Source organism: Roseibium sp., assembly GCF_051016195.1.
Lineage (GTDB): Bacteria > Pseudomonadota > Alphaproteobacteria > Rhizobiales > Stappiaceae > Roseibium.
This window is the reverse complement of sequence record NZ_CP134616.1, coordinates 5,194,465-5,217,198: the sequence shown is the minus strand read 5'-3', so window position 1 is coordinate 5,217,198 and position 22,734 is coordinate 5,194,465. Positions and strand designations below refer to the sequence as shown.

22 protein-coding genes are annotated in these 22,734 nt (G+C 58.7%); 14 read left to right on the top strand and 8 right to left on the bottom strand.

The features are described from left to right. The first annotated feature begins 216 nt into the window (after window positions 1–216). The 4 genes from RDA78_RS23745 to dusA all read left to right on the top strand — a co-directional run bounded on the left by RDA78_RS23745 (window position 217) and on the right by dusA (window position 4,406). On the top strand, window positions 217–654 hold the full coding sequence (locus RDA78_RS23745) for a TRAP transporter small permease subunit (RefSeq protein ID WP_434052237.1): 438 nt from the start codon (window positions 217–219) through the stop codon (window positions 652–654). Continuing rightward, complete coding sequence (locus RDA78_RS23740; RefSeq protein ID WP_434052236.1) at window positions 651–2,207, top strand: TRAP transporter large permease; 1,557 nt, start codon at window positions 651–653, stop codon at window positions 2,205–2,207. Before RDA78_RS23745 ends, RDA78_RS23740 begins: the two co-directional genes overlap by 4 nt. A gap of 16 nt (window positions 2,208–2,223) precedes the next feature. Further along, window positions 2,224–3,288, top strand: coding sequence for a TRAP transporter substrate-binding protein (locus RDA78_RS23735; protein WP_434052235.1), 1,065 nt, complete (start codon window positions 2,224–2,226; stop codon window positions 3,286–3,288). 98 nt (window positions 3,289–3,386) lie between these two features. Further along, complete coding sequence (gene dusA, locus RDA78_RS23730; protein ID WP_434052234.1) at window positions 3,387–4,406, top strand: tRNA dihydrouridine(20/20a) synthase DusA; 1,020 nt, start codon at window positions 3,387–3,389, stop codon at window positions 4,404–4,406. Window positions 4,407–4,418: 12 nt separating this feature from the next. On the opposite strand, the gene RDA78_RS23725 is transcribed toward dusA, so the two are convergent. The 4 genes from RDA78_RS23725 to RDA78_RS23710 all read right to left on the bottom strand — a co-directional run bounded on the left by RDA78_RS23725 (window position 4,419) and on the right by RDA78_RS23710 (window position 7,349). Further along, complete coding sequence (locus RDA78_RS23725; protein WP_434052233.1) at window positions 4,419–5,135, bottom strand: retropepsin-like aspartic protease family protein; 717 nt, start codon at window positions 5,133–5,135, stop codon at window positions 4,419–4,421. Further along, window positions 5,135–5,314 (bottom strand): DUF1289 domain-containing protein, encoded by a 180-nt coding sequence (locus RDA78_RS23720; RefSeq protein WP_434052232.1) that lies wholly within the window; start codon window positions 5,312–5,314, stop codon window positions 5,135–5,137. Before RDA78_RS23720 ends, RDA78_RS23725 begins: the two co-directional genes overlap by 1 nt. A 71-nt stretch (window positions 5,315–5,385) precedes the next feature. Beyond that, window positions 5,386–6,573, bottom strand: coding sequence for an alpha/beta hydrolase (locus tag RDA78_RS23715; RefSeq protein WP_434052231.1), 1,188 nt, complete (start codon window positions 6,571–6,573; stop codon window positions 5,386–5,388). Between the two features lie 26 nt (window positions 6,574–6,599). After that, window positions 6,600–7,349, bottom strand: coding sequence for an adenosylcobinamide-GDP ribazoletransferase (locus RDA78_RS23710; RefSeq protein WP_434052230.1), 750 nt, complete (start codon window positions 7,347–7,349; stop codon window positions 6,600–6,602). A 228-nt stretch (window positions 7,350–7,577) separates the two neighbouring features. Between RDA78_RS23710 and cobT the strand changes: the two genes are divergently transcribed. After that, window positions 7,578–8,600: a nicotinate-nucleotide--dimethylbenzimidazole phosphoribosyltransferase gene (gene cobT / locus RDA78_RS23705; protein ID WP_434052229.1), complete on the top strand. Its 1,023-nt coding sequence runs from the start codon at window positions 7,578–7,580 to the stop codon at window positions 8,598–8,600. Window positions 8,601–8,602: 2 nt separating this feature from the next. Here cobT and RDA78_RS23700 read toward each other — a convergent pair whose 3' ends face one another. Further along, a complete protein-coding gene (locus tag RDA78_RS23700) occupies window positions 8,603–10,153 on the bottom strand; it encodes a sensor histidine kinase (RefSeq protein ID WP_434052228.1) in 1,551 nt (516 codons plus the stop codon). A 131-nt stretch (window positions 10,154–10,284) separates the two neighbouring features. Between RDA78_RS23700 and RDA78_RS23695 the strand changes: the two genes are divergently transcribed. Further along, window positions 10,285–10,923 carry a uracil-DNA glycosylase family protein gene (locus RDA78_RS23695; protein WP_434052227.1) on the top strand — a complete coding sequence of 213 codons (639 nt, stop codon included), beginning with the start codon at window positions 10,285–10,287 and terminating at the stop codon, window positions 10,921–10,923. Window positions 10,924–11,083: 160 nt separating this feature from the next. Beyond that, window positions 11,084–11,569, top strand: a complete 486-nt coding sequence (locus tag RDA78_RS23690) for an Lrp/AsnC family transcriptional regulator (protein WP_421984461.1) — start codon at window positions 11,084–11,086, stop codon at window positions 11,567–11,569. Between the two features lie 13 nt (window positions 11,570–11,582). Here the strand turns inward: RDA78_RS23690 and RDA78_RS23685 are convergent, their stop codons facing one another. After that, window positions 11,583–12,227, bottom strand: coding sequence for a TetR/AcrR family transcriptional regulator (locus RDA78_RS23685; RefSeq protein WP_434052226.1), 645 nt, complete (start codon window positions 12,225–12,227; stop codon window positions 11,583–11,585). A gap of 165 nt (window positions 12,228–12,392) precedes the next feature. On the opposite strand from RDA78_RS23685, the gene RDA78_RS23680 reads away from it, so the two are divergent. From RDA78_RS23680 to RDA78_RS23670, 3 genes are all read left to right on the top strand, one after another. After that, window positions 12,393–14,432: an FAD-dependent oxidoreductase gene (locus RDA78_RS23680; protein WP_434052225.1), complete on the top strand. Its 2,040-nt coding sequence runs from the start codon at window positions 12,393–12,395 to the stop codon at window positions 14,430–14,432. Between the two features lie 141 nt (window positions 14,433–14,573). Continuing rightward, a complete protein-coding gene (locus tag RDA78_RS23675; protein ID WP_434052224.1) occupies window positions 14,574–15,809 on the top strand; it encodes an aromatic ring-hydroxylating oxygenase subunit alpha in 1,236 nt (411 codons plus the stop codon). Between the two features lie 4 nt (window positions 15,810–15,813). After that, window positions 15,814–16,887, top strand: coding sequence for a 2Fe-2S iron-sulfur cluster-binding protein (locus RDA78_RS23670; protein WP_434052223.1), 1,074 nt, complete (start codon window positions 15,814–15,816; stop codon window positions 16,885–16,887). Here the strand turns inward: RDA78_RS23670 and RDA78_RS23665 are convergent. Then, complete coding sequence (locus tag RDA78_RS23665; RefSeq protein ID WP_434052222.1) at window positions 16,884–17,582, bottom strand: DNA alkylation repair protein; 699 nt, start codon at window positions 17,580–17,582, stop codon at window positions 16,884–16,886. The genes RDA78_RS23670 and RDA78_RS23665 overlap by 4 nt on opposite strands. A gap of 320 nt (window positions 17,583–17,902) precedes the next feature. Between RDA78_RS23665 and RDA78_RS23660 the strand changes: the two genes are divergently transcribed. From RDA78_RS23660 to RDA78_RS23645, 4 genes are all read left to right on the top strand, one after another. Next, window positions 17,903–18,988, top strand: coding sequence for a LysR family transcriptional regulator (locus RDA78_RS23660; protein ID WP_434052221.1), 1,086 nt, complete (start codon window positions 17,903–17,905; stop codon window positions 18,986–18,988). 319 nt (window positions 18,989–19,307) lie between these two features. Beyond that, the gene (gene grxC, locus RDA78_RS23655; RefSeq protein WP_434052220.1) at window positions 19,308–20,159 is read left to right on the top strand and encodes a glutaredoxin 3; all 852 of its coding nucleotides are present in this window, start codon (window positions 19,308–19,310) and stop codon (window positions 20,157–20,159) included. Window positions 20,160–20,246: 87 nt separating this feature from the next. Then, the gene (locus RDA78_RS23650) at window positions 20,247–20,786 is read left to right on the top strand and encodes a hypothetical protein (RefSeq protein ID WP_434052219.1); all 540 of its coding nucleotides are present in this window, start codon (window positions 20,247–20,249) and stop codon (window positions 20,784–20,786) included. Window positions 20,787–21,019: 233 nt separating this feature from the next. Continuing rightward, a complete protein-coding gene (locus tag RDA78_RS23645) occupies window positions 21,020–21,553 on the top strand; it encodes a hypothetical protein (protein WP_434052218.1) in 534 nt (177 codons plus the stop codon). 101 nt (window positions 21,554–21,654) lie between these two features. Here the strand turns inward: RDA78_RS23645 and RDA78_RS23640 are convergent, their stop codons facing one another. Further along, complete coding sequence (locus RDA78_RS23640) at window positions 21,655–22,617, bottom strand: hypothetical protein (RefSeq protein ID WP_434056200.1); 963 nt, start codon at window positions 22,615–22,617, stop codon at window positions 21,655–21,657. Window positions 22,618–22,734 lie beyond the last annotated feature (117 nt).

The window sequence follows — 22,734 nt, the reverse complement described above, 5'->3', positions numbered from 1 at the left end:
AATATCGTGCGGTGAAAGCCGGTGCCGGTCAACCGGAAGATCCCGTCGCAAACCCTCTCACACCGCTCAGCAGTTGTCTGTATACAAAGCACCAGGCACTGAATAAGTTGAGGCTCCCGGTGGGGCGGGCCGCGGCATCGAAGCTGCTTCGGGCGTCATTTGGCAGGATGGGTGCTTTTGATAAGAGTGGTGTTTTCGGGCGTCAGGCGGATTTGCATGGTCCTGGCTGTGATCGTGTTTCTCGGCCAGTTGTCCATGGTCCTGATGCGTTATCTTCTGGGCTTCGGCTTTCTGGAAATTCAGGATGCGGTCAACTACGCCTTCGCCTCGCTGGTAGCCCTTTCCGTTGCTGTCTCGTTTGAGGCGGACAAGCATGTCCGGGTTGACGTTTTCCGGCAAAGACTCACCGAAACCGCCAACAGGCGGATCGACTGGCTGGGTGACATGGTCCTGGCGTTACCGGTCTTCGTGATCATGCTCTGGATGGCCTATCCGCTGGTGCGCAGCTCCTGGGCAATCTTCGAGGGCTCGCCCGAAACCGGCGGTCTGCCGGGGCTTTTCGTTGTCAAAACCTGTCTGCTGATCCTGCCGGCGCTGGTGGTCTGGCTGACCCTTGCACGCGTGATCGGGTTCTTTCGGCGGGACGCATCATGAGCATTGAAATCGTCTGGTTGCTGGTGATGGCGCTCGCCGTCTTCGCCTGCATTCTGTCCGGCGTCCCCGTCCTGCTTGCGATCGCGGGTGCTCCGACCCTTGTCGCGCTTCTGGCTGCAGCATTTGGCGATTTCGACCTGGTTTTCTTCCAGGCGGTTCCGCAGCGGATTTTCGGCATCATGACAAACCCGCTCCTGCTGGCGGTGCCCCTGTTCGTGCTGATGGGGCTGCTTCTGGAAAAATCGCAGCAGGCCGAAAGAATGCTCAAAAGCCTGAGTGCCGCGCTGGGCGGAAACCAGTCGGCGCTCGCGCTCTCCGTTGTTCTCGTGAGTGCCCTGATCGCCGCATCGACCGGAATCATTGGCGCGACCATCGTCATGCTGGGATCGATCATGCTTCCCGCTCTCCTCAAAGCCGGCGTCGACAAGCATATGAGCAGCGGGCTGATCTGCGCGAGCGGCACGCTGGGCCAGATCATACCGCCGTCGATCGTATTGATCCTGCTGGGCGACCAGATCTCCAACGCCTATTTCGAGGCACAGCAGGAAGCCGGAAACTTCGCGCCCGATCCCGTCACGGTAGGGGACCTCTTTGCAGGTGCCTTGCTTCCCGGTCTTCTGCTCGTTGCGCTCTATGCAGGCTACGTTGTGTTCCGGCTCAGCCGCAGCGGAGAGGGGCCCGGGCAGAGTTCCGACCGGGAAACCGTCACCGCCCCGCTACTGGCAGGGGCCATTGCGCCGACGCTTGGTCTGATTGTCGCCGTTCTCGGCAGCATTCTGATCGGCGTCGCAACCCCAACGGAAGCGGCCAGCGTCGGCGTTGCCGGTGCGTTGCTGATTGCCGCGGCGGGGCAGGGCCGTGCCATCGCCCGCCCCGCGCTTCTCTGCGCCTTTCTGGCCGTTTCATTGCTAGCGATGCGGCAGGCAGGTCTACTGGGGTTGGATTTCGATGCGGGGCGCATCAGCTGGACACTGAAATCCGCGATTTCCGTTGCCGCGACCGCCGGAACTTTTGCCCTTATGCTCGCCGTGTCCGCTCCGTTGTTGCGCAGTGGTGTGCTTGTATCTGCGCTTCGCGAAACCGTCACGATTACCGGCATGATCTTCGGCATCGTGATCGCCGCCAGCATCTTGTCACTGGTGTTTCGGGGGTTCGATGGGGATGAGCATGTTGCAGAGCTGCTTCAGGCGCTTCCCGGAGGTGCCTACGGCATGCTGCTGCTGACGATGCTGGTGATCTTTCTGCTCGGCTTCATCCTGGAATTCGTGGAAATCATCTTCATCGTGGTGCCCATTGTCGGGCCCATCATTTTGCAGACGGATATCAGCCCGGTCTGGTTCGCGGTCCTGATTGCCCTGAACCTGCAGACATCCTTCCTGACACCGCCTTTCGGATTCGCGCTTTTCTATTTTCGGTCGGTCGCACCGGCCGAGATAAGAACCTCGCAGATCTATGTCGCCGTGATACCATTCGTGGCAATCCAGCTCGCGGCACTCGGCCTTGTTGCAATCTTCCCCGCTCTTGCGACATGGTTGCCCGGAGTTTTGTTTTGATGAGAGGAGTTTGGACATGAAAAGACGGGAATTCCTGAAGGCGGGCGCCGTTGCCGCACCTGCCGCCGTTCTCGCGGCACCGGCCGTCGCACAGGGCAAGGTCGAGTGGAAACTTCCGACGTCCTTTCCCGCAAAGGCACCGGGCGTCGGCACGAATGTGACTTCATTCGCCGAGCGTGTCGCAGCCATGTCCGACGGGCAGCTGACGCTCAAGGTGTTTTCCGGCGGCGAGCTTGTTCCGCCCTTTGGCGTGGAAGACGCCGTGGAACAGGGAACGGCGGAAATCGGCCACTCGACGCCTTACTACGCAGCCTCCAAGAACTCCGCGCTTCACTTCTTCTCTGCGGTTCCGTTCGGCATGACGGCTGTCGAAACCACCGCGTGGCTTCGCTACGGTGGCGGACAGGAGCTCTGGGACGGGATCTACGCCGAACGCGGCCTGAAACCGTTCTATTCCGGAAACTCCGGGGTGCAGTCCGCGGGCTGGTTCAAGAAACCGATCGAAGGCCTGAACGACCTTGCCGGACTGAACATGCGCATCGCCGGTCTTGGCGGCGAAGCCATGCGCAAGCTTGGCGTCAATGCCGTGCTTCTGCCGCCCCCGGAAATTTTTCCGTCCTTCCAGTCCGGAGCGATCGATGCCGCCGAATGGGTTGGACCGATGCTCGACATGGCGTTCGGATTGCAGAAAGTCGCCAAATACTGCTACGTGCCTGCTTTCCATGAGCCGTCCGCGGCGCTGGAAATCGTCGTGAACAAGGAGGCCTATGAAGGTCTTCCGGCGCATCTCCAGGCGGTGATCGCCAACGCGGCCGAAGCAACCTCGGTCGAGACGACAGCCCAATTCGACTATTTCAACGCGGTCGCAATGCAAAAGCTCAAGGCCGACGGCGTGACCTTCGGCGCATTCCCGGCCGACGTGATTGCGGCCCTGAAGACTGCCGTTGCCGAGGTGATGGCGGAAAACGCCGCCGCCAATCCGGCCTTCGCCGAAGTCCAGAAGAGCTACGACGCGTTCCTGGAGCTCGCCCGCGACTACGCCATCGAAGTCAAGGCCGCAACCTTCACCCAGCGCGTCTAGGCACATGTCTCTTGGCGGCGATGCCCTGCATCGCCGCCGCAGCCGTCCAGCAAACCATATCTTTGCGTCGAAACGGCTATGATGATATGGAGGCGCGCATGACGACATCCGACCGCCTCTACACCGGCCACAAGCCGCGCTTCGCCGTTGCACCGATGATGGAGTGGACGGACAGGCACTGCCGTGCGTTTCACAGGCTGTTGTCGCACCATGCGCTGCTCTATACCGAGATGGTGACGACCGGGGCGGTCATTCATGGGGACCGGGATCATCTGCTCGGGTTTTCCGGTCTGGAGCATCCGATTGCCTGCCAGCTTGGCGGTTCTGACCCGAAGGACATGGCGGCGTCCGCGAGGATTGTTGACGAATTCGGTTATGACGAGGTCAACATCAATGTCGGCTGTCCGTCCGATCGCGTGCAATCCGGTCGTTTTGGAGCCTGCCTGATGCAGGAGCCGGAGCTTGTTGCCGCGTGCGTTGCCTCCATGAAAGATGCAGTTGATATCCCGGTGACGGTCAAGTGCCGGATCGGCGTCGACGACCAGGATCCGGAAGAAGCACTGGACCGGATGGCCGAAGCGGTTTTTGCTGCCGGTGCGGACGCGCTCTGGGTGCATGCGCGCAAGGCCTGGCTGAAGGGCCTGAGCCCCAAGGAAAATCGCGATATTCCACCCCTCGACTACGATCGCGTTGTGCGGCTGAAGCAGCGCTTCCCGGACAAGTTCATCGGCCTGAATGGAGGCCTGCAGAGCCTCGACGAGGCCGAGCCTTACCTTGGGACCCTGGACGGGCTGATGTTCGGACGGGCGGCCTATCATACGCCGCAGATCCTTGGAGAGGTCGACCGCAGGCTATATGGCGCATCGACGCAGGACGTGTCTCCCTGGGAGGAGGTGAGTGCGCATATGGGCTACCTGGATGAGCAGCTTTCGAAAGGCGTGAAGCTGGCGCACATGACGCGCCACATGCTTGGTCTCTTCCACGGACGTCCGGGCGCACGCAGCTGGCGGCGGATCCTGACCGTTGAGGCGAGCAGGCCCGGTGCCGGGCTGGAAGTTGTCGAAAAAGCTCTGGCCGCTGTCAGCCCGGTGACTCACTATTCGGAAGCAGCAGAATAGCGTTTCGGAAAATCAGGGATTCATGATCAGCCGATCACCTTCGATCCGCCAACTCCGGAGCTTGTCCAGAGCCGTCAGACCAAAGAGGCTTCCGCTCAAGGCTCCGTCTCGGGCCACGAAGCCGCGGATATTGCGCAGGCTGTGGTCGCCGACCGTGATTGTCTCAATGAGGATCGGAGCGACCATTGCCCGGCCGTTGGCCGTGGACACCGGAACGGTGAAGGAAAGCTCGTCCGGATTGAACCCGGCCCGGCGCGCGTCATCATAGGTCAGAACAACGGCACTTGCGCCGGTATCAAGCAGGAAATGGGCCCGTGTTCCGTTGACCCGCCCGTCGAGCACGAAATGCCCGGTTGCGTCCCGGACGATCAGGATCGAGCCGTCGGGCTGCGTGACTGCGAGCCCCGGGGCAAGGGCGCCAAGCACGCGGTAGCCCGCCTGGACAAGGTCCGTTCTGTAGGTGTAGCCCACGACCAGAAGCGCGCATAATCCGCCCCAGAAAAGCGTGCCCTGCACGATTTCCCGGATTTTCGGCTGGCCGAAGATGAAACTGGCGAGGAAAACGAAGGCGAGTGCGGATAACGCAACGATCCGCGGCCCGCTGTCGTCGAAGTTGATGTTTTCCGGATCTGTCGGATCACCGAAGAAAAAGTAAAAGCCTGCCGAAAACATGATGACGATCAGTGCAACGACGACGAAGCCCCGGATTTGTCTCGGCTTGTCACTCATCACTCGCCGCCTTCTTGCCCCTCGGCGGAGCGGCGTCCGGGCAGGTCGGCCATGATTTCGGCGCGTTGCTCTTCACTGTAGCCGGCCCATCCGGCAATTTCGTCAAGCGAACGCGAACAGCCCGCACACAATCCTGTGGCATGGTCGATCTGGCAGAATTTGATACATGGCGAGTTCATACTGCCGATATGGCCACAGATTGTGGCTTTGCCAAGTCATAAAAACGTCGGTCCACGGCGGGGAAGCGTCGTCAGCGAAGTCCGCTCGGATTGAACGGCGCGGTAATGATATTGACCGGAAGCGCCACCGTGTTCCCGACAAAGGTACCGAGGTTGTCTCCCAGCGTCGCGCCGCGCGAGCCGTCGGTTGCCGATCTGAGGCCCGATTGCCCAAGTGTCTCCCGGAATTCCGGACTGAGCTGTGCAAGCTGCGCGAACTTGGAATGATTGGCCGAGTCGAGCGAATCCAGCTCCGTCACATCGATCACGATCGCGCCCAGTTCGGCAAGTTCCTCGTCATTCGAATACGCTCCGACGCGCTCCTTGCCGCCCGCAATCGCCCTTGAAAGGCGCAGGGCTCGGTCATCTCTTGAAACAACGACTACGTAAGGATTGGTTGGCCTGCCGAGTTTCCTGAGCTGTGCCTTGAAGAGATCGATGTCGATGTCCGGTGCGGCCAGGATAACGACCTTCACTTTTCCCTCAAGCGCCCGTCGTTGCTGGGGCGAAGACTGGATTGCCGTCTCCATCAGCAGCCAGTTGCCCATGGAATGCGCCAATATCGTGATGTTGTCCGCGTTCGTCTTGGCGAGCAACAGCATGGTTTCCGCGAGCGATTGCCGCGCAACCGCCGCGCTGTTCAGGTCATAGACATAGTCCTGCAGTTTCCCGCGTGACGCCCAGGTGAAAAGAACAGGGACGCCGTCAATGTCGCCGTCGTGAACAACCTGCACGAATCGATAGAGCGCCTCGGGAAAGAGCGTGTTGTATCCGTGAATGAACAGAAAGATGTCCCGCTTTCCGCGGGGCATTTTGGCCAGGCGGTTGTTGATCTGGCGAACAAAGGCGCTCTGGTCTTCTATATATCCGGCATCACGCGCAACAAACTCTGTCTCCGGGTTGCCGGGCAGGCTTTCCGGCCATTCGACCTGGCTGACTTCATGGTTGGGTGGAACGGAGATGGTCGCGTGGGCGTAGCTGATCTTTTCGCCGCGCTCTCCGTTGAAATACGTGTCCGGGCGGCTGTCGCGCTCACGGGTCGTTACGATCATGATGTCATGAGACTTTGCGCCCTGTGCAGGGACTTCAGTGAGCGCGAGCGCACCGAATTCCGGCCGGCTGCCGCATCCGGCCAGCACAAGAAACAGCGCCAAGAACAGAACTGCCCTTGGTGCAAAAGACCAAAGGTCTGCCGAACCATCGCGAATTTGATCAGTCATCGTGTCGCCGCCCACCTAACACCTGTTCAAGGCACCATAAGCATCCCGACAAGGAATCCAAGCCCGCAGATTTGCTGAATGGCGCCCAGAACATCTCCGGTCACACCGCCGATCTTTGCCACAGCGATGTGCCCGATGGCGAACCCCGCGGCGAGTGCGATTGCCAGGCCGAGAAAAAGAGCCGCCGGGGACAAAAGCAAAGCTGCGGGAATGAGAAAGGGAACGGACAGTAGCGCGGCTTTTCGCGCTGTCGCCGCATCCGGTTTGCCGAATCTTGCTGCGAGGCCATCCGGACGCGCCAGTGGTCTCCGGGACCATTGCCAGACAAGAACGGCGCGGCTGATGACTTCGATGCTCAAGAACATGAGCGCCGCGTCGGCCGGACTGAATCTCTGCCACAGAACCGCCAGAAGGGAAACGCGCAGAACAACGCTCAGAACAAGGGCAAGGGCGCCGAAAGCTCCGATGCGGCTGTCCTTCATGATTTCAAGCCTTCGGGCCGGTGTTGCGCCGCCAAAGAAACCGTCGGCAACATCGCTCAGGCCGTCTTCGTGCAAGGCACCGGTCGTTGCGCAGAGTGCCGCAAGCACCAGCGCCGCGACCGCGAGCGCGGGCAGAGCGGTGTGGCCAAGCAGGGTGCCCAGGCCTGCGGCCGGCAAGGCAACAACAAGCCCCGCGATTGGCGCTGCTCCTGCGATCCGGGGAAAATACGGCAGGGCTGCCGGATCGTCCGCGCTGTTCACCTTTGGCAGGGGAAGGCGCGAAAAGAAACGCACGCACGCGGCGGTGTCCGCTGCAAGCAATGCCGGGGAACCCAGGATCGATAAAACTACTGAGCCTGATCCGTTCTCACGGCGTTTTTCCCGAGAATCTGAGGATTGGTCGGTTTCCGAGCTCATCAGGCCGGTCCTGTGCTTGAGTTTTTCCAACGCGCCGTTATAGATCAGCCGCCAGAGAGCACCAAGTATAGGCACTCCAAGAAAAACCAGACCGGGAAAAACAGCATGTCCCTATCCGAAACCGCGCTGCCGTTCGATGATATCCGCAACCTCGTCAAGTCGATGCCCGGCCCGGACGAGGAGGCATTGCAGAAGGTCAGGGAAAGAGACAGTCAGCTGACGAAGCCAGCCGGGTCTCTCGGGCGTCTGGAAGAGATTGCGGAATGGCTGGCCGCCTGGTCAGGAAACGCTCCGCCAAAGGTAACTCGTCCGATGGTCGCGATCTTCGCATCGGCGCACGGGGTCGCCGACGAAGGTGTCTCGGCGTTTCCAAGTGCCGTAAACAAGCAGATGGTGGAAAACTTCGCTGCCGGAGGTGCCGCCATCAATCAGCTCTGCCGCGTGAACGACATCGGCCTGAAGGTTTTCGATTTGGCAGTTGACATGCCGACACCGAGCATCACCCGCGAAGACGCCATGGACGAAGCAAATTGCGCGGCGACAATGGCTTACGGCATGGAAGCGCTCGCCGGCGGCATTGATCTGGTCTGCCTCGGTGAGATGGGTATCGGTAACACCACGGTGGCAGCCGCCGTCTTTCACGCACTGTTTGGAGGCGAAGCCTCCGACTGGATTGGCCGTGGAACCGGCGTCGATGATGATGGCCTCTCCAGGAAGCGCGATGCGGTTGAAAAGGCAGTCGCCCGGCTGAACGGCGAAAGTGATCCGCTTGAGATTCTCAGAAAGGTCGGCGGCCGGGAAATTGCGGCCATGGCGGGATTGATCATCGCTGCACGCCTGCAACGCGTTCCGGTCATCGTCGACGGGTTTGTCACAACGGCAGCCGCGGCGGTCGTCCATGTGATGAACCCGTCCGGTCTGGATCATTGTCTGTTCGCGCATGTCTCCGCGGAGCATGCGCACGGGCGTGTGCTTGAGCGCCTCGGCAAGGACGCCCTGTTTGATTTCGGAATGCGCCTCGGGGAAGGGTCCGGAGCGGCGCTCGCAGCCGGCGTGGTCAAGGCGGCCTGCGAGATGCATTCGGGCATGGCAACGTTCGCCGACGCGGGTGTTTCCGGAAAATCCTGACGTCAGGCGCTGCGGGCGGCTTTGTTTCGCGTTCCGGCGGCAGCACTCGCGGTGTTTGTCACCTCAGACGTGTAGTTCATGTTTCGCGACGGCGGCAGTGACACGATCACTTCCGTACCTTCTCCCAGCCTGGACTTAATGGTGAACTTGCCGTCATGCATGCTGACAAGCGCCTGGACGATGGAAAGACCGAGACCGGTTCCCTGTTCGGCGCTCTTGATGGCATGCGAACCCTGACCGAACGCCTCAAGCACCGTGGGAATTTCCTCTTCTGGAATTCCCGGGCCGTTGTCGCGAATGGAAACATATTGTCCGCCATCTGAAGTCGGTCCGAGATTGACCCGGACTTCGCCTCCGACCGGCGTGAATTTGACCGCATTCGACATCAGATTGAGGATCACCTGGCGCACTGCGCGTTCATCCGCCCAAACACGGGGCAGGTCCGCCTGATGCGCGTGATGAAGGGCAATCGACTTTGCCTTTGCCCGCACCTTCATCATCGTGCCGCACTCGGCGACCACGTCATGGAGGTAAATGCTTTCCTCGTGCAATTCGTGACGGCCGGCCTCGATGCGCGACAGGTCGAGTATCTCGTTGATCAGATTGAGAAGATGTTCGCCTGAGCCGTGAATATCCTCCGCATAGGACCGGTAGTTCTTGTTGGTCATGGGACCCAGAACCTCGTCCTTCATGATTTCGGAAAATCCGAGTATGGCGTTGAGCGGTGTTCTGAGTTCATGGCTCATCGTCGCGAGGAAGCGTGATTTTGCAAGGTTCGCCGCTTCGGCGCGCCGGCGCGCTTCATCGGAAACGGAATTGGCGGTTTCGAGCTCAGCAATCAGATGATCCTTGTCCGCGCGGTATTCCAGCATCGTGTTGGCATTTTTCAGAAGCTGGTTGCCAAGGATCAGGAAAAAGCCCTGCGCCCCGATGGCCATGGCCGCAAGCGTGTAGTGAACGGCGCTTGACTGCTGCAGGAAACTGAACGTGACGACGAATGTGATCGGCAGTGTGCTTGCCAGCAGGCACTTTGGCAGATTGGCCGATTGCATCGTGTTCATCGCGATCACGATCAGGAGCGTGGCAAAGTGAAAGATGACTAGGCCTTCTCCGGACCCGATCCGCTCCGGCATCAGGAAGAACATGGCCCAACTGCAGCCGTAAATCAGATCCCCGGCCGTGAACCGTCGTCGCCAGACGACCCGCACTTTCTGGTCCGAAGGCGCTTTTTCGTAAGAGTGGCTGATCACGACCATCAGGAAGTGCGTGCAGATGGTGACAAGGAACCATGCACCCATGAACTGGGGGCTGACCCAGAGCGAGGAGATTGCGGCGACGATCAGGGCGAGCAAAGGCGCGGCGAAGGCCGCATTGATGCGCGTATCGGCGAACAGGTGCTGGCGTTCGTGCTCGAAAGTCGATTGACGGTTTTCGGGAGCCCCGAGGCGGCTGCGGATATCGCGTACCGAACGGGCAAGCTCGCGCCGACGCTCGGCGCGCTGCCTGTTGATTGCGATCGTGTCGCCCACTGTATCTGACGCTTGGGACTTCATTTGACGCCGGAAAATGTTGATATCGTTATTGTGATACTGCTTGTTTATGCACTCTGACTCATCATTTCTTAAGATCGTCCTCAGGATCGTGGTAAGCATTGCGTTAATCGGCTGTATCAGGGTGCAACTCTTTGTCCTTTCAAGATAATTCCCAACCGCTCAATGATCTGGTCTCACGCATTCGCGCGTGCCGGGAATGCTTTGAAAATCCGCTTGGAAAGGCCTTGCCGCATGAGCCCAGACCCGTTCTGCAAGTGTCCTTGAACGCACGTCTGTGCATCAGCGGGCAAGCACCGGGCACGCGGGTGCACAAAAGCGGCCGGCCGTTTACCGATCCCTCCGGCGACAGGCTCAGGGACTGGATGGGAATTGATGAGAAGATCTTCTACGACGCCGAACGGCTCGCCATCGTGCCGATGGGGTTCTGTTTCCCTGGTCTGGATAACAAGGGCGGCGATCTCCCGCCGAGAAGGGAATGTCGTAACCTCTGGCACGACGCCTTGTTTGCCGAAATGCCGAAAATCGAGATGATCCTGGTGATCGGACAATATGCGCAGGCGTATCACCTCGGTGCGCTGCGCAAGAAGAGCCTGACGGAAACCGTCGGATCTTGGGAGGCGTATTTCACCGCCGCGGTCGCCAGCGGAAAGCCGAAGGTATTGCCGTTGCCGCACCCTTCATGGCGCAACAATGCATGGCTCAGAAAAAATCCCTGGTTTGAACGTGACCTTCTGCCGGTTCTCAGAGCGGAGGTGGCGCGGTTGATTTGAGTAATCAGCGCCAGTGGAGGATTTTTTGCTCCAAATGGTGCTGATTGACTTGATGGGCGAAAAATTACATACGTGTTTCGCTCAAAACTGAAATCATTTCCTTCAAGCCCGTTCGTTCGGATTGAAGCTTACGCGCCAATGGCCGGAAGTCACCACCATGATTGATCGCATCGATCGCCGTATCTTGTCCATTCTTCAGGAAGACTGCACCGTGCCGGTCGCGGAGATAGGCCGGCGTGTCGGCTTGTCCACGACGCCTTGCTGGCGCCGCATCCAGAAGATGGAGGAAGACGGGGTCATAACCGGGCGTGTTGCGATACTGGACCCGGCGAAGGTGAATGCGAAAGTGACGGCTTTCGTTGCCATCACCACAAGTCAGCATTCGGAAGACTGGCTGAAAAAATTCGCCGACGTGATCCAGGAGTTTCCCGAAGTCGTCGAGTTTTATCGGATGGCGGGGCAGGTCGACTATCTGCTCCGTGTTGCCGTGCCGGATATCGAGGCCTACGACGCCTTTTACAAGAAGCTGATCGCCAAGATCGAAATTTCAGACGTATCGACGACGTTTGCAATGGAGCAGATCAAGAACACCACCGCGCTTCCGTTGTCCTATGTCGTTCCGGAAAAAGTCCGGGGAGACGCTTGACGCCTTGAATGCTTCAAGCGCCGTTGAGCGGATGCCGCGCGAAAAAACGGGCGGCTTCGGCATCCGTCACGGGCTGACCGGCAAAGATCTCTGCGTAGTAGCGCATGCGCTCCAGGCGAGGCGCCAGCGGATCCGTCGGCCCGTCCTTCTTCATGGAAATGTAGCCGATCTGGGTTTGATAGACGTTGTTCGCCCGAACACTGGCGTGTACCGCGTCGAACCCGAAGCGTTCGAACATCGATTGCAGCGCCTCAACCCGGACGAGGTCGGCCTCGTCCAGCATACCTGAAAGCCGCATATCGGCATGAGCCCAGTTGCGAACGGCAAATTCCAGCCTTGAGTCAAACAGATCGGGCGAGAGCCACAAGTCGAAGACATTGAGGATCGCTTCCGTGATCGTCTCCGCATAGGCCTCGGTCCGCCTGACGAGATTGCCGGTGTTTTTCGATTGCCAAAGCCCGATAAGCGCATCGAGCAGATCGTTGCGATCGGAAAAATGACCGTAGAAACTCGTGCGCGACAGGCCCATGCGTTCGGCAAGCGGCATGACCTTGACCGCATCGATGCCGCTCTCCAGCAAGGCACCATAAGCCGCCTGAATCCAGAGTTCCCGGGTTCCGCGCCAACCGCTGGTTTTTTCGATCAGGGGTTCAGTCATGCTTGCTCGTTAGCAGCTGGTTTCCTTCCTAACAACCCAAATTGACATACATGTCTTTAAAAACGACATAAATGTCGTTTTTGCGGCTTTTCACCCGGCAGTACCACGCAATAAGCTCCCGGCTGACCGGACAGGAACCGGGCGGATGCGAAATGAGGGAAGCGCATGTCGAAGGATCCATTGCTGCAGCCTTACCAGCTGAAGCATCTGACGCTGAAAAACAGGATCATGATCACGTCTCATGAGCCGGCCTATCCTGAGGACGGCATGCCCAAGGAGCGGTACCGGGCCTATCACGAGACCCGTGCCAGGGCAGGGGTTGCGCTGACAATGACGGCAGGCTCGGCTGCGGTTTCACGAAACTCACCGCCCGCATTCAACAACATCCTCGCCTACAAGGACGAGGTCGTGCCCTGGATCCGCGAACTGACGGACGCCTGCCACGACCACGGCTGCGCTGTCATGATCCAGCTCACCCACCTGGGCCGCCGGACCGGCTGGAACAAGGGGGACTGGCTGCCTTCCGTTTCTTCCACGATGGCACAGGAGCCAGCGCACAGGTTCTTCCCGAAACTGGTTGAGGACTGGGACATTGCCCGAATCATTCAGGACTATGCAGACGCTGCCGAACGCATGAAAGAAGGCGGCATGGACGGCGTCGAACTGGAAGCCTACGGTCACCTGATGGACCAGTTCTGGTCACCGGCAACAAATCACCTCGACGGTCCTTATGGCGGTGAGACGCTCGAGAACCGGATGCGGTTTTCGCTTGAAGTGATCGATGCCATCCGGAAGCGGGTCGGCGAAGACTTCATTCTCGGAATTCGCTTTACAGCCGATGAGGCGATGAAAGGCGGGATAACAGCCGAGGAGGGACTGGAGATCGGCCGGCGGCTGAAAGCGACGGGGCAGATCGACTTTCTGAACGTCATCCGGGGCCATATCGACACGGACGCTGCCTTGACGGACGTGATCCCGGTGCAAGGCATGCGCAACGCGCCGCATCTCGATTTCGCCGGAACGGTGCGGCGGGAGATTGGTCTGCCGACGTTCCACGCTGCCAAGATCCCCGATGTCGCCACCGCGCGACATGCGATCGCAGAAGGATTGCTGGATATGGTCGGCATGACGCGCGCGCACATGGCAGACCCTCTGATCGTCCGGAAAATCTCTGAGATGCGGGAAGAGGATATCAGGCCGTGCGTCGGTGCAACTTACTGCCTCGACCGGATTTATCAGGGCGGTGAAGCCCTGTGCATTCACAATCCGGCCACAGGTCGAGAACTGACGATGCCGCATGAGATATCTCCGGCAAGCATCAAGAAGAAGGTCGTTGTTGTTGGCGCGGGGCCTGCAGGTATGGAAGCGGCCCGTGTTGCCTCCGAGCGGGGTCACGATGTCGTTGTCTTCGAGGCAGCACCCGATGCGGGTGGGCAGGTCCGGCTGACGGCACAGTCCGAGCGTCGAAGAGAGATGATCTCGATCATCGACTGGCGCATGGACCAGTGTCTTGCCAGGAATGTCAGATTTAACTTTAATACATACGCAGAAGAATCTGATGTTATGTTTGAAAATCCCGATGCCGTCATCGTTGCAACGGGAGGTTTGCCGCATACCGAGTTGCTGTCTGAGGGCAACGATCTCGTCGTTTCCGCATGGGACATAATCTCCTGTGACGTCAAGCCGGGCAGGCAGGTTCTCGTGTTCGACGATGCGGGTGACCACGCCGCGCTGCAGGCGGCCGAAATGATTGCCAAGACCGGCGCGCATGTGGAAATCATGACACCGGACCGCTCCTTTTCTCCCGAGGTGATGGGAATGAACCTGGTGCCTTACATGCGCGCGCTTCAGGACAAGGATGTCCGGTTCACGGTTACCTATCGGCTGAAGGCGGCCAGGCGTACGGGCAACTTGATGACCGCAGTGATCGGAACGGATTACTCCAGCTTTACCGAGGAGCGCGACTTCGACCAGATCATTGTCAATCATGCGACGGTTCCGCTTGATGAGCTTTATTTCGAGCTCAAGCCAAGATCAAAGAATCTCGGCGCCGTGAATCAGGAGGCCCTGATCTTCGGCCGTCCGCAGCCGCTTGAGGCGAATCCTGACGGAGACTTTGCCCTTTACCGGATTGGCGATGCCGTTTCGGCAAGAAACACGCATGCCGCGATTTACGACGCACTCAGGCTGGTAAAAGACATCTGACTTCAAGCCATTGCGGATTTTTTGGGCAACGTCTCACTTGAATAAGCGGATGCCGTTTTTGAGCTATGGCAGCCGATGATTGCGGGACTAATTTTCGCTGCATCAACGCTCGGTGGCAGCGGACACATCAGGATGAGACACATGTACAGCGACTCGGACATTCTTTCGTTATTGATGAGCCGGCGATCCGGCTACTCACTGCCGCAGCCGTTCTACACCGACGCCGACGTGTTTCAGGCCGATCTCACACATATCTGGCAGAAAGACTGGGTTTTTGCGGTCTGTTCGGCTGAACTTCCGAAATCGGGCAACTTTGCCACGCTCCAGATCGGCGCTTATTCCATCATCGTGGTGCGCGGGGCGGATGGTGTTATCCGTGCGTTCCACAACTCGTGCCGCCATCGCGGCAGCCGTATTTGTTCCGCCGCTAAAGGATCAGCGCCCAAGCTGGTGTGTCCCTATCACCAATGGACCTATGAACTCGACGGCAAGCTCCTTTGGGCGCGCGAAATGGGCTCGGACTTCAAGCCCGAGGAACATGGGCTGAAAACGGTTCACTGCATTGACGTGTCCGGCATGGTTTTCATTTGCCTTGCGGAGGCCGCGCCCGACGCTTCCGGCCTGAAACGACAGGCAGAACGCTATCTCGGGCCCCATGATCTTGGAAATCTGAAGGTCGCGCATCAGTCGACAATCACCGAAAAGGGCAACTGGAAGCTCGTTCTGGAGAACAACCGCGAATGCTATCACTGCTCAGGTTCGCATCCTTCCCTGTGCCGGACATTCCCGGACGATCCGAACCTTGTGGGAGCGGACGATTCGTCCACGTCCAACGTCGGGAAGCAGCATGTCGAGCGCTGCGAAAGCGCAGGACTGCCCGCGAAATACGTGATCTCGCCGAACGAGCAGTGGCGCTTCGTGCGCATTCCGTTCCTCGGGGACGCTGTCAGCTACACGATGGACGGCAAGTCGGCTGTCTCGAAGCGGATCGGAACCGTTCCCTTCGACAATGCGGGCACATGCCTCTTCTTCAACTATCCGAATACCTGGAACCATTTCCTGTCCGACCAGGTGCTGACCTTCCGCGTGCTGCCGATTGGGCCGATGGAATCGGAAGTGACCACCACCTGGCTGGTTCACAAGGATGCTGAGGAGGGCGTTGACTACGATCTGGAGCGGCTCACCGAGGTCTGGACTCACACAAATGACGAGGACCGCCGGATCGTCGAGGAAAACCAGATTGGCATCTGTTCACCGGCCTACGAGCCTGGGCCGTATTCGCCGGTTCAGGAAAGCGGCGTCATCCAGTTCGTCGACTGGTATGCCGCGCATCTGGAAACGTCCCTTCTCGGGCGCTTCCGTGTAGCGGCGGAGTGACCCGATGATACCGATGCCGGGACGCGATACGCCTGTCTGGTCCGACAGCGAGCTGTTGGAATGCGTGATGGTGGTGCCCGAAGCACCCGATGTGAAGACATTTTCGTTCCGCCCGCCGTCCGGAGCGACCTTCGTCTACCGGGCCGGGCAGTTCATCACGTTGGATCTACCATTGCCCGGCGGCAATGTGCAGCGAACCTATACGCTGTCGTCGTCACCGGTCTCCAGCGCTTACGTTTCGGTGACCGTGAAGGCCCAGTCCGATAGTCAGGGATCGCGCTGGCTCCTGGACAATCTGAAGCCCGGCATGCGGCTGAAGGCATTCGGCCCTGCCGGTCTTTTTCATCTGCCGCCGAGCCCGGACGGCAGGTTTCTGTTCATTTCGGCTGGCTCCGGCGTCACGCCGATGATGTCGATGGCGCAGACGCTTTTCGAACGGGGTGAGGACCCGGATATCTGTTTCATTCAGTGCGCGCGGCGTCCGGCGGATCTCATCTTCCGGCAGAAGCTGGAATACATGGCGAGCCGGGTCACGGGGCTGCAGCTGCACTTTGTGGTCAAGCAAAGCGATCCCTACGAGGTCTGGACCGGGTATCGCGGGCATTTCAACCAGTTGATGCTCGGCCTGATGTGCAACGACTACCTTGAACGCGATGTCTATTGCTGCGGTCCGGAAGGGTTCATGGATGCCGTGCGCGAAATCCTGAATGCGCTCGGATACGACATGGACCGCTACCACCAGGAAAGTTTCCAGGCGCCGGCAGAAACAAAGGCGGAGTTGACCGAATTCGACGATGTCGTGCCTCAGGACGACACGAAAGCGCAGATTGTCTTTGCGAACTCGGGCGTGTCCGCCTGGTGCACCGAGACCGATACCGTGCTGGCGGTCGCCAAGGATGCCGGTCTGAACATTCCGTCCGGGTGCACATTCGGCGTCTGCGGCACCTGCAAGGTTCGCAAGCTGGACGGCGAAGTTCACATGGTCCATTCCGGTGGGATCAGCGAAGACGATATCGAGGCAGGTTACATTCTTGCGTGCTGCTCTAACCCGATTGGCACTGTGGAAGTCGAGGTTTAGCTGAGTCCGAGACGCTCCCATACCTTTGGGGAGGAAAGCTCCTTGACGGTTTCACGGCCGATCTTGCGTGCCGTCCTGTCGCCGGTACGGGTCAGTTCCTCGCCGAGGCGCAGCGCCGGGCCATGAAGGTCCGCAGAGCGCTTTCCGATCTGCCTCAAGGACCAGTGAACGGCTTTCCAGACGAAATTCCGGTCATCCGTCGAGGCGGCCCGGATGAAGGTGAAGCAGTCGAGAAACTCCTGATCCGGAGCTTTTTTTGCGTGGACGGCACGCCAGGCGATCAGGGCAAAGCCGGCGCGTTTGATGAATTCGCGTTCGTTGGTAACGAGAACCGGAACAAGCGCCCCCGAGTCGGTCCGGCGGGCATGGACATTCGTTAGCTGGTCGCACAGGTCCCAGGACTGGATGTCATCCAGCCAGCGCTGGGTCAGCTCTGCTGTCATCGCCTTGGGAGGCGTGATCAGAATGGCGAGCAGCCTGGCCTCGTGAAAGCCGGACGCCCAAAGATCGCGTGCGAGATCAGGCGATTTTCCAAGGTCTTTTGAAAATGGGCGCAGAACCGAGAGCGGCACGCCAAAAGCTTTGGAGGCATCGATCCCGAACCGGGCCATGCCTTGCCGGTTTTGCTCGGTCCCGAGCTCGCCAAGGTGCTCAAGTACAGCTTTTGCTGTCCAGTCTGAAGTCGAACGGCTCATCGATGCCTCTGGTGAACGCTTGTTCTGACCGGTGATCGGGTCACCAAAGAATAGCGCCGTTTCAGAGGGAAACGGAAGCCGCTTGCTGATCGCGTGATCTGGTGTGCTTCCAAAAAAAGGTCCGGCGTTTGAGCCGGACCCTGCTTTGTTCAGACTGTCGGTTTCAGGTGTTCAAGATCCAGCCTTCCGGCAGGACGCGCCACCTTGCGGGGATCACACCCAGTAAGGCCTGCGCCACCAGACGCGCGCTTCTTGTTCTTCCCGGTTCCGCTCCTCGGCCAAGCGGCGCTTGGTGCGCGGGTCCATCGTTTCAGCGCTCGATGACCGGGTTGCTTCCAGAAGGCTGCGTGCATAAATATCTAACATTGACTTACACTCCTCGGTTGGCGTCTGATGAGAATATGGCTCCAACGTTGGACAAACGCGAGTCAGGAAGAATTTGGATATGTAAGGAAAAGTTACATATGGATTGGCGTTCGCTTCCTCCGCTCAACAGCCTCAAGGTGTTTGCCGTCGTGGCTGAATCGAAGAGCCTTTCTGCAGCTGGCCGAGAGCTTAACGTGACCCATGCAGCGGTCAGTCAGCAGATCCGGAGCCTCGAAAGTTTCATGGGACTGAAGCTCATCGTTCGAGAGGGACGGGGTGTTGCGCTGACGCTGGAGGGGGAACAGCTGTTCAGCGGGTTGAAAGGCGGTTTCGAGGCCATTCGGGACACAGTCGATGCGCTCCTCAAGGACGACCAGGCAAGGCCGCTGAACATCACAATGACGCCCACCTTTGCTGTCAGCTGGCTGATGCCGCGGATCAACGATTTCCGTTTGAAGCATCCGGACATTGAATTGATGCTCAACCCGACGGCGGAAGTCATTGAACTGACACCCGGCGGCACCGACATGGCGATACGCTTCGGCAGGGGCGACTGGCCCGGCCTGGATTCCGAACTGCTTTTGCCAACCAACTTCGCCGTCGTCGGCGCACGGTGTTTGATCGGCGACAGGCCGATAAGCAGCCCCGAGGATATTCTGGACTTTCCGTGGCTGCAGGAATACGGCACCAACGAATTGGCCATCTGGATGAAAAATCAGGGTGTCGTGCCCTGCGAAAAGCTCAACGTTACCCATTTGCCAGGTTATATGCTGCTTGAGGGATTGCGCCGCGGCGAGGGCGTGTCGGCAACGGCAAAGGCATTTATCAAGCCCGATATCGATGCCGGCAGTTTGCAGGTGCTGTTCGAGGATGAAGAAGAACCGTGCACCGGTTATCACATGCTGACGCGTCAAGGCGTCAAGCGCCCGCCCTTGAAGAAACTGATGGCCTGGCTTCGCACCATGATCGCTGAGGACAACGAGAGAGCGCGGAACGAAACAGACCGCCCGCACAACGGAACGCGTGATTGGTGCCTTTGAAACGCACTTCACATGTCATCGGCCGTGCAGAAACCGTTGATTGTTTCGGCAGATTGATTTCACGGCGGAACTGAAACAACAGCGCACTAATCGTTGCGTTCCATATCGTTCAGCTCAAAGCTGCTGTCGAGCAGGGACAGTTCCGGACCGTAAAAGCGGGCCAAACAATCATTTTCAGGACCTCGCACAACAAGATGGAGGACTGATTTTCTGTTCCATCATCCGTGTATGGAACCAGTCCATTAAAAATGCACAGACTGGACCTATCCGCGAAAGCAGTTATGGGGCACCAATAGGCGAGCAAAAGAGAGCCGCCTCCATGACGAATTCGCAAAACACCACCAACCCTCTTGTCCTGCCTGACGATCTGCCGCGGCCCGTCGATGATGGCGGTGTGGATCATCTGACGGGTATGACAGTGCCTTCCGTAAAACTGCGCGCAACGACGGGAGAATGGGTGGATCTGTCCAGGGTGCCGGGCCGCGTGGTCGTTTATGCCTATCCAATGACCGGCGTCCCCGGAGTGGAGTTGCCGCCAGGTTGGAACGACATTCCGGGCGCGCGCGGTTGCACGCCTCAATCCTTGTCGTTTCAAGCCGAGAAGGACGTTTTCGCAGCCTTCGGCGTGACCGTGTTCGGCCTGAGCACCCAGACGGAAGCATACCAGAAAGAGCTTTCGGACCGCCTGGAACTGTCTTTCACGATCCTGAGCGATGCCGACTTCGAACTTTCCGATGCCATGCACCTTCCAACCATGGTGGTCGAGGACATGCGGCTCATCAAGCGGCTGACCCTGATCCTGAAAGATGGCGTTGTCGAGCATGTTTTCTATCCAGTTTTCCCGCCGAACCGGTCGGCGGCAGACGTGATTGCCTGGCTTCAGGAGAATGCTTCGCATGCACACGGATCTGGCGTCCTGATATACACGACACCGGACTGCCCGCATTGCCGGGCCGCAAAGACGCTCCTTAGCGAAAAAGGGATCGCTTACGCTGAGGTTGATGTGGACCGCGACTCTGAGGCGGCGCATGTGATGGTTGCCCGCAGCAAAGGCCAGCGGACCGTGCCACAGATTTTTGTCGGGCCGACCCATGTTGGCGGTGGCGATGACCTTGCCGCTCTGGAAAGGAACGGAGGGCTGGACGCCTTGCTTGCAGGAACGAAGCAATAGGAGCGATCATGAAACCGGGTTCGTGTGTGAAAGGGGCAAGATAGTCAGCCTTGCGCAGAACCTGAGCACCGCTTGAGAGCCAGCAACTTGCCGAACAGACCCACTGAACACGAGGCGGTTCACTTCACCCTGGGCCCCGAAGGCACAAATCATGATTTCGTGTTGCGCAATCATCTGCGCGAACGCGGGTGCAGGGCACGCATACTCCATGCAGCGGACGCAAGCAGCATGCTGGCGCACTGCGTCCGGGGCGACGCCTCGCACATGATGATTTGCGCCGCGCATCCGGATGCTGCGGAGACGGTTGCGATCGCCCAATACGCGCACGGTATCCTGTTGACCGATATTTTCATTGCCGAGAGCTACCCTCTGGCGATCCTGAGTCGGGCTGACATTGAGACCTGTCGAACGATCGCACTCCATCCGGCGACGCGCCCCTACACATCGCTTTCGCTGTTAGACGAGGTGTTCGAATTGACGTCGACCGTTGCCGCTTTTGAAGGATTGTTGCAGGGAAAATGGGACAGCGCTCTCACGCAGCGCCGCTATGCGGAAAACGAAGCTGTGAAGATGGTCCGTCCCGTTGATGCGGCGCGGGACGCATGGCTGGTTCTGTCGCGGGAATGAATGAGGAAGCGTTCAATCCGAACATGCGCGGGCGGTTTTTCGGACGCCCTTGATTTCACGCGGGAGCGAGACGTTGCGCGGTTTGTCCCGGTGCTCGTTTCCAGACAGGGGAATGAGACTTCCTTTTAAATCAAAAGTTGTATAACCCGGTTTTATGTATATTTTCAAACGGCATAGCTTTGCTCTGTGAGATCGCACTCGCGTTGGAACCAGAACAAGACAATGGACGCGGAATGGGACAATCATCCAAAATAGTCTTCAGTACCAAGATCTACCTGATCGCCGTTGTCGCCTCCAGGGTGGCGTCGACAGCCGTGCTGTTCGTCGATGAGGAACCCGACGCTCTCCAGTTCGCTCTGAGAGGCATAATTGTCTGGTTCCTCTGGCTCGTTTTCACCTATGGGTGGCTCAACAACATTGAGCGGGGTTTCCGTCTCGCCACAAAGAAGCAGAAATACACGTGGCCGGCTTTCATGGCCGTTACTGCGCCGTTTGCAATGGCCGTAGCGCTCGTCCTTTGGGCATCAACATACGCAGAATCTGCCGGTGTCGAAGGCACTCTCGTCGATGAATTTCTGTTTATGGCAACGACCTTTCCGTGGGCACTGTACGACATGTTCAGCATGGGATTTTACTTCCACGCGCTGTCGGTCGTGTTGGAGCTTGGCGTATGGCTGGTCTATCCGATCTGGGCGCTATGGTTCTGGTCCGCTGCGAAAGACATTCAGTTGCAGGATTCCGAGCCTGACGCGGAAGTCTTTAACTGACGGATATGGTTCCGCCAGGGTCTGCCTTGTTCGGTCGAAGGTCACGAGCCATCTGAAAACGTGCTGACGCAGAAACGGCAACTGCACGGGTGAGATCGGCTTTACTTGCAGATCGGCAATTCCAGAGGCGGTTGCTTGGGCAAGGAACGCCGCCACTCGTTGATAATCGGTTGGAGCTTCCGTTTGGGCCAGAACTTTGGCGAACCGATTGATTTCAGGCAACTTGCGTTCCAGTAAAGCCCTGCGTTTTTGAGCGATTTCCGTTTCCGAACGGCATTTGCGACTGCGTTGATGTCGCGTCCTTCGGGATAGATGTAAAGCGTGGTCGGATTTCCTTCAACGAGAGAAAGGATGTCTCTGGATTCAGCTGGCGACCAGGTGGTGCAGCCATTGCTGCGGCCGCCGGTATAGTTCACCAGCTTGCCGTAAGGGACATAGCCATCCTTGTCCGCGTGAGGGCTTTTCGGGTTTTTGAAACGGCACTGCCATTTCAGAAACACGGCAGGGTGCCCGCCGATTGCCCGTTCTCTGGCATTTGCGGTTTCGCCTTCACCGTCGAACAAAAGGAATGTCCGGTGAAACGCTTTCCGTTTGCCGGACCGGCGGTAGTATCCCTTGAAGGAAGTCCTTGATTCTGCCGTGACATAGGATCCGCCGGCGGTCAGTTTCGATCCTTCCGCATTGCTGAAATTCTTGGCGCATTGGCGCCCGTTCGAGAAATTGGCGCGCCGCAGCTTCCGGCCATTGCCGTAGCCCGATGACACGGCCCGAAAGAACTTTCGTTGTTCACAAATCACGTAAAACCGCCGTCCAGGCTTGCCACTGCGAGAGGTGCTCGGGCGGGTTGCATCCTTGGCAAAATAGCAGGCGTTTCTGACTTTGCCCTGACGGCGCTTTCGCTCGTAAAGCGCACGTGCCCGTTGAAGCACGATCGGAGCAATTTGACCCTCCGCCGTCCCCACATGTTTTTGCAGCCAGGCAGGGATCTTTGAACTTTGCTGCGCCGAAGCTGCGAGCGGTGACACGGCCACGGTGGCGGCAGCGAGCAAGGCGGCGAACGTCATATGAAACCAGGCAAATGGCAATGTCGGTTCTCCTGCAAATCGCACCCTGCGATACTACACGCAATGTGTCGGTTTGGTCTCCGAAAAGCTGGGGTCAGGACCACGGACAACCAGAGA

Bases quoted from the DNA above. Each gene is read 5' to 3' on its own strand.
- RDA78_RS23640 (WP_434056200.1), bottom strand. From the start codon at position 22,617: ATGACGTTCGCCGCCTTGCTCGCTGCCGCCACCGTGGCCGTGTCACCG.
- RDA78_RS23740 (WP_434052236.1), top strand. From the start codon at position 651: ATGAGCATTGAAATCGTCTGGTTGCTGGTGATGGCGCTCGCCGTCTTC.
- RDA78_RS23685 (WP_434052226.1), bottom strand. From the start codon at position 12,227: ATGACTGAACCCCTGATCGAAAAAACCAGCGGTTGGCGCGGAACCCGG.
- RDA78_RS23720 (WP_434052232.1), bottom strand. From the start codon at position 5,314: ATGAACTCGCCATGTATCAAATTCTGCCAGATCGACCATGCCACAGGA.
- RDA78_RS23665 (WP_434052222.1), bottom strand. From the start codon at position 17,582: ATGAGCCGTTCGACTTCAGACTGGACAGCAAAAGCTGTACTTGAGCAC.
- RDA78_RS23680 (WP_434052225.1), top strand. From the start codon at position 12,393: ATGTCGAAGGATCCATTGCTGCAGCCTTACCAGCTGAAGCATCTGACG.
- RDA78_RS23645 (WP_434052218.1), top strand. From the start codon at position 21,020: ATGGGACAATCATCCAAAATAGTCTTCAGTACCAAGATCTACCTGATC.
- dusA (WP_434052234.1), top strand. From the start codon at position 3,387: ATGACGACATCCGACCGCCTCTACACCGGCCACAAGCCGCGCTTCGCC.
- RDA78_RS23660 (WP_434052221.1), top strand. From the start codon at position 17,903: ATGACCGGGTTGCTTCCAGAAGGCTGCGTGCATAAATATCTAACATTG.
- RDA78_RS23715 (WP_434052231.1), bottom strand. From the start codon at position 6,573: ATGACTGATCAAATTCGCGATGGTTCGGCAGACCTTTGGTCTTTTGCA.
- RDA78_RS23745 (WP_434052237.1), top strand. From the start codon at position 217: ATGGTCCTGGCTGTGATCGTGTTTCTCGGCCAGTTGTCCATGGTCCTG.
- RDA78_RS23670 (WP_434052223.1), top strand. From the start codon at position 15,814: ATGATACCGATGCCGGGACGCGATACGCCTGTCTGGTCCGACAGCGAG.
- cobT (WP_434052229.1), top strand. From the start codon at position 7,578: ATGTCCCTATCCGAAACCGCGCTGCCGTTCGATGATATCCGCAACCTC.
- RDA78_RS23675 (WP_434052224.1), top strand. From the start codon at position 14,574: ATGTACAGCGACTCGGACATTCTTTCGTTATTGATGAGCCGGCGATCC.
- grxC (WP_434052220.1), top strand. From the start codon at position 19,308: ATGACGAATTCGCAAAACACCACCAACCCTCTTGTCCTGCCTGACGAT.
- RDA78_RS23725 (WP_434052233.1), bottom strand. From the start codon at position 5,135: ATGAGTGACAAGCCGAGACAAATCCGGGGCTTCGTCGTCGTTGCACTG.
- RDA78_RS23735 (WP_434052235.1), top strand. From the start codon at position 2,224: ATGAAAAGACGGGAATTCCTGAAGGCGGGCGCCGTTGCCGCACCTGCC.
- RDA78_RS23700 (WP_434052228.1), bottom strand. From the start codon at position 10,153: ATGAAGTCCCAAGCGTCAGATACAGTGGGCGACACGATCGCAATCAAC.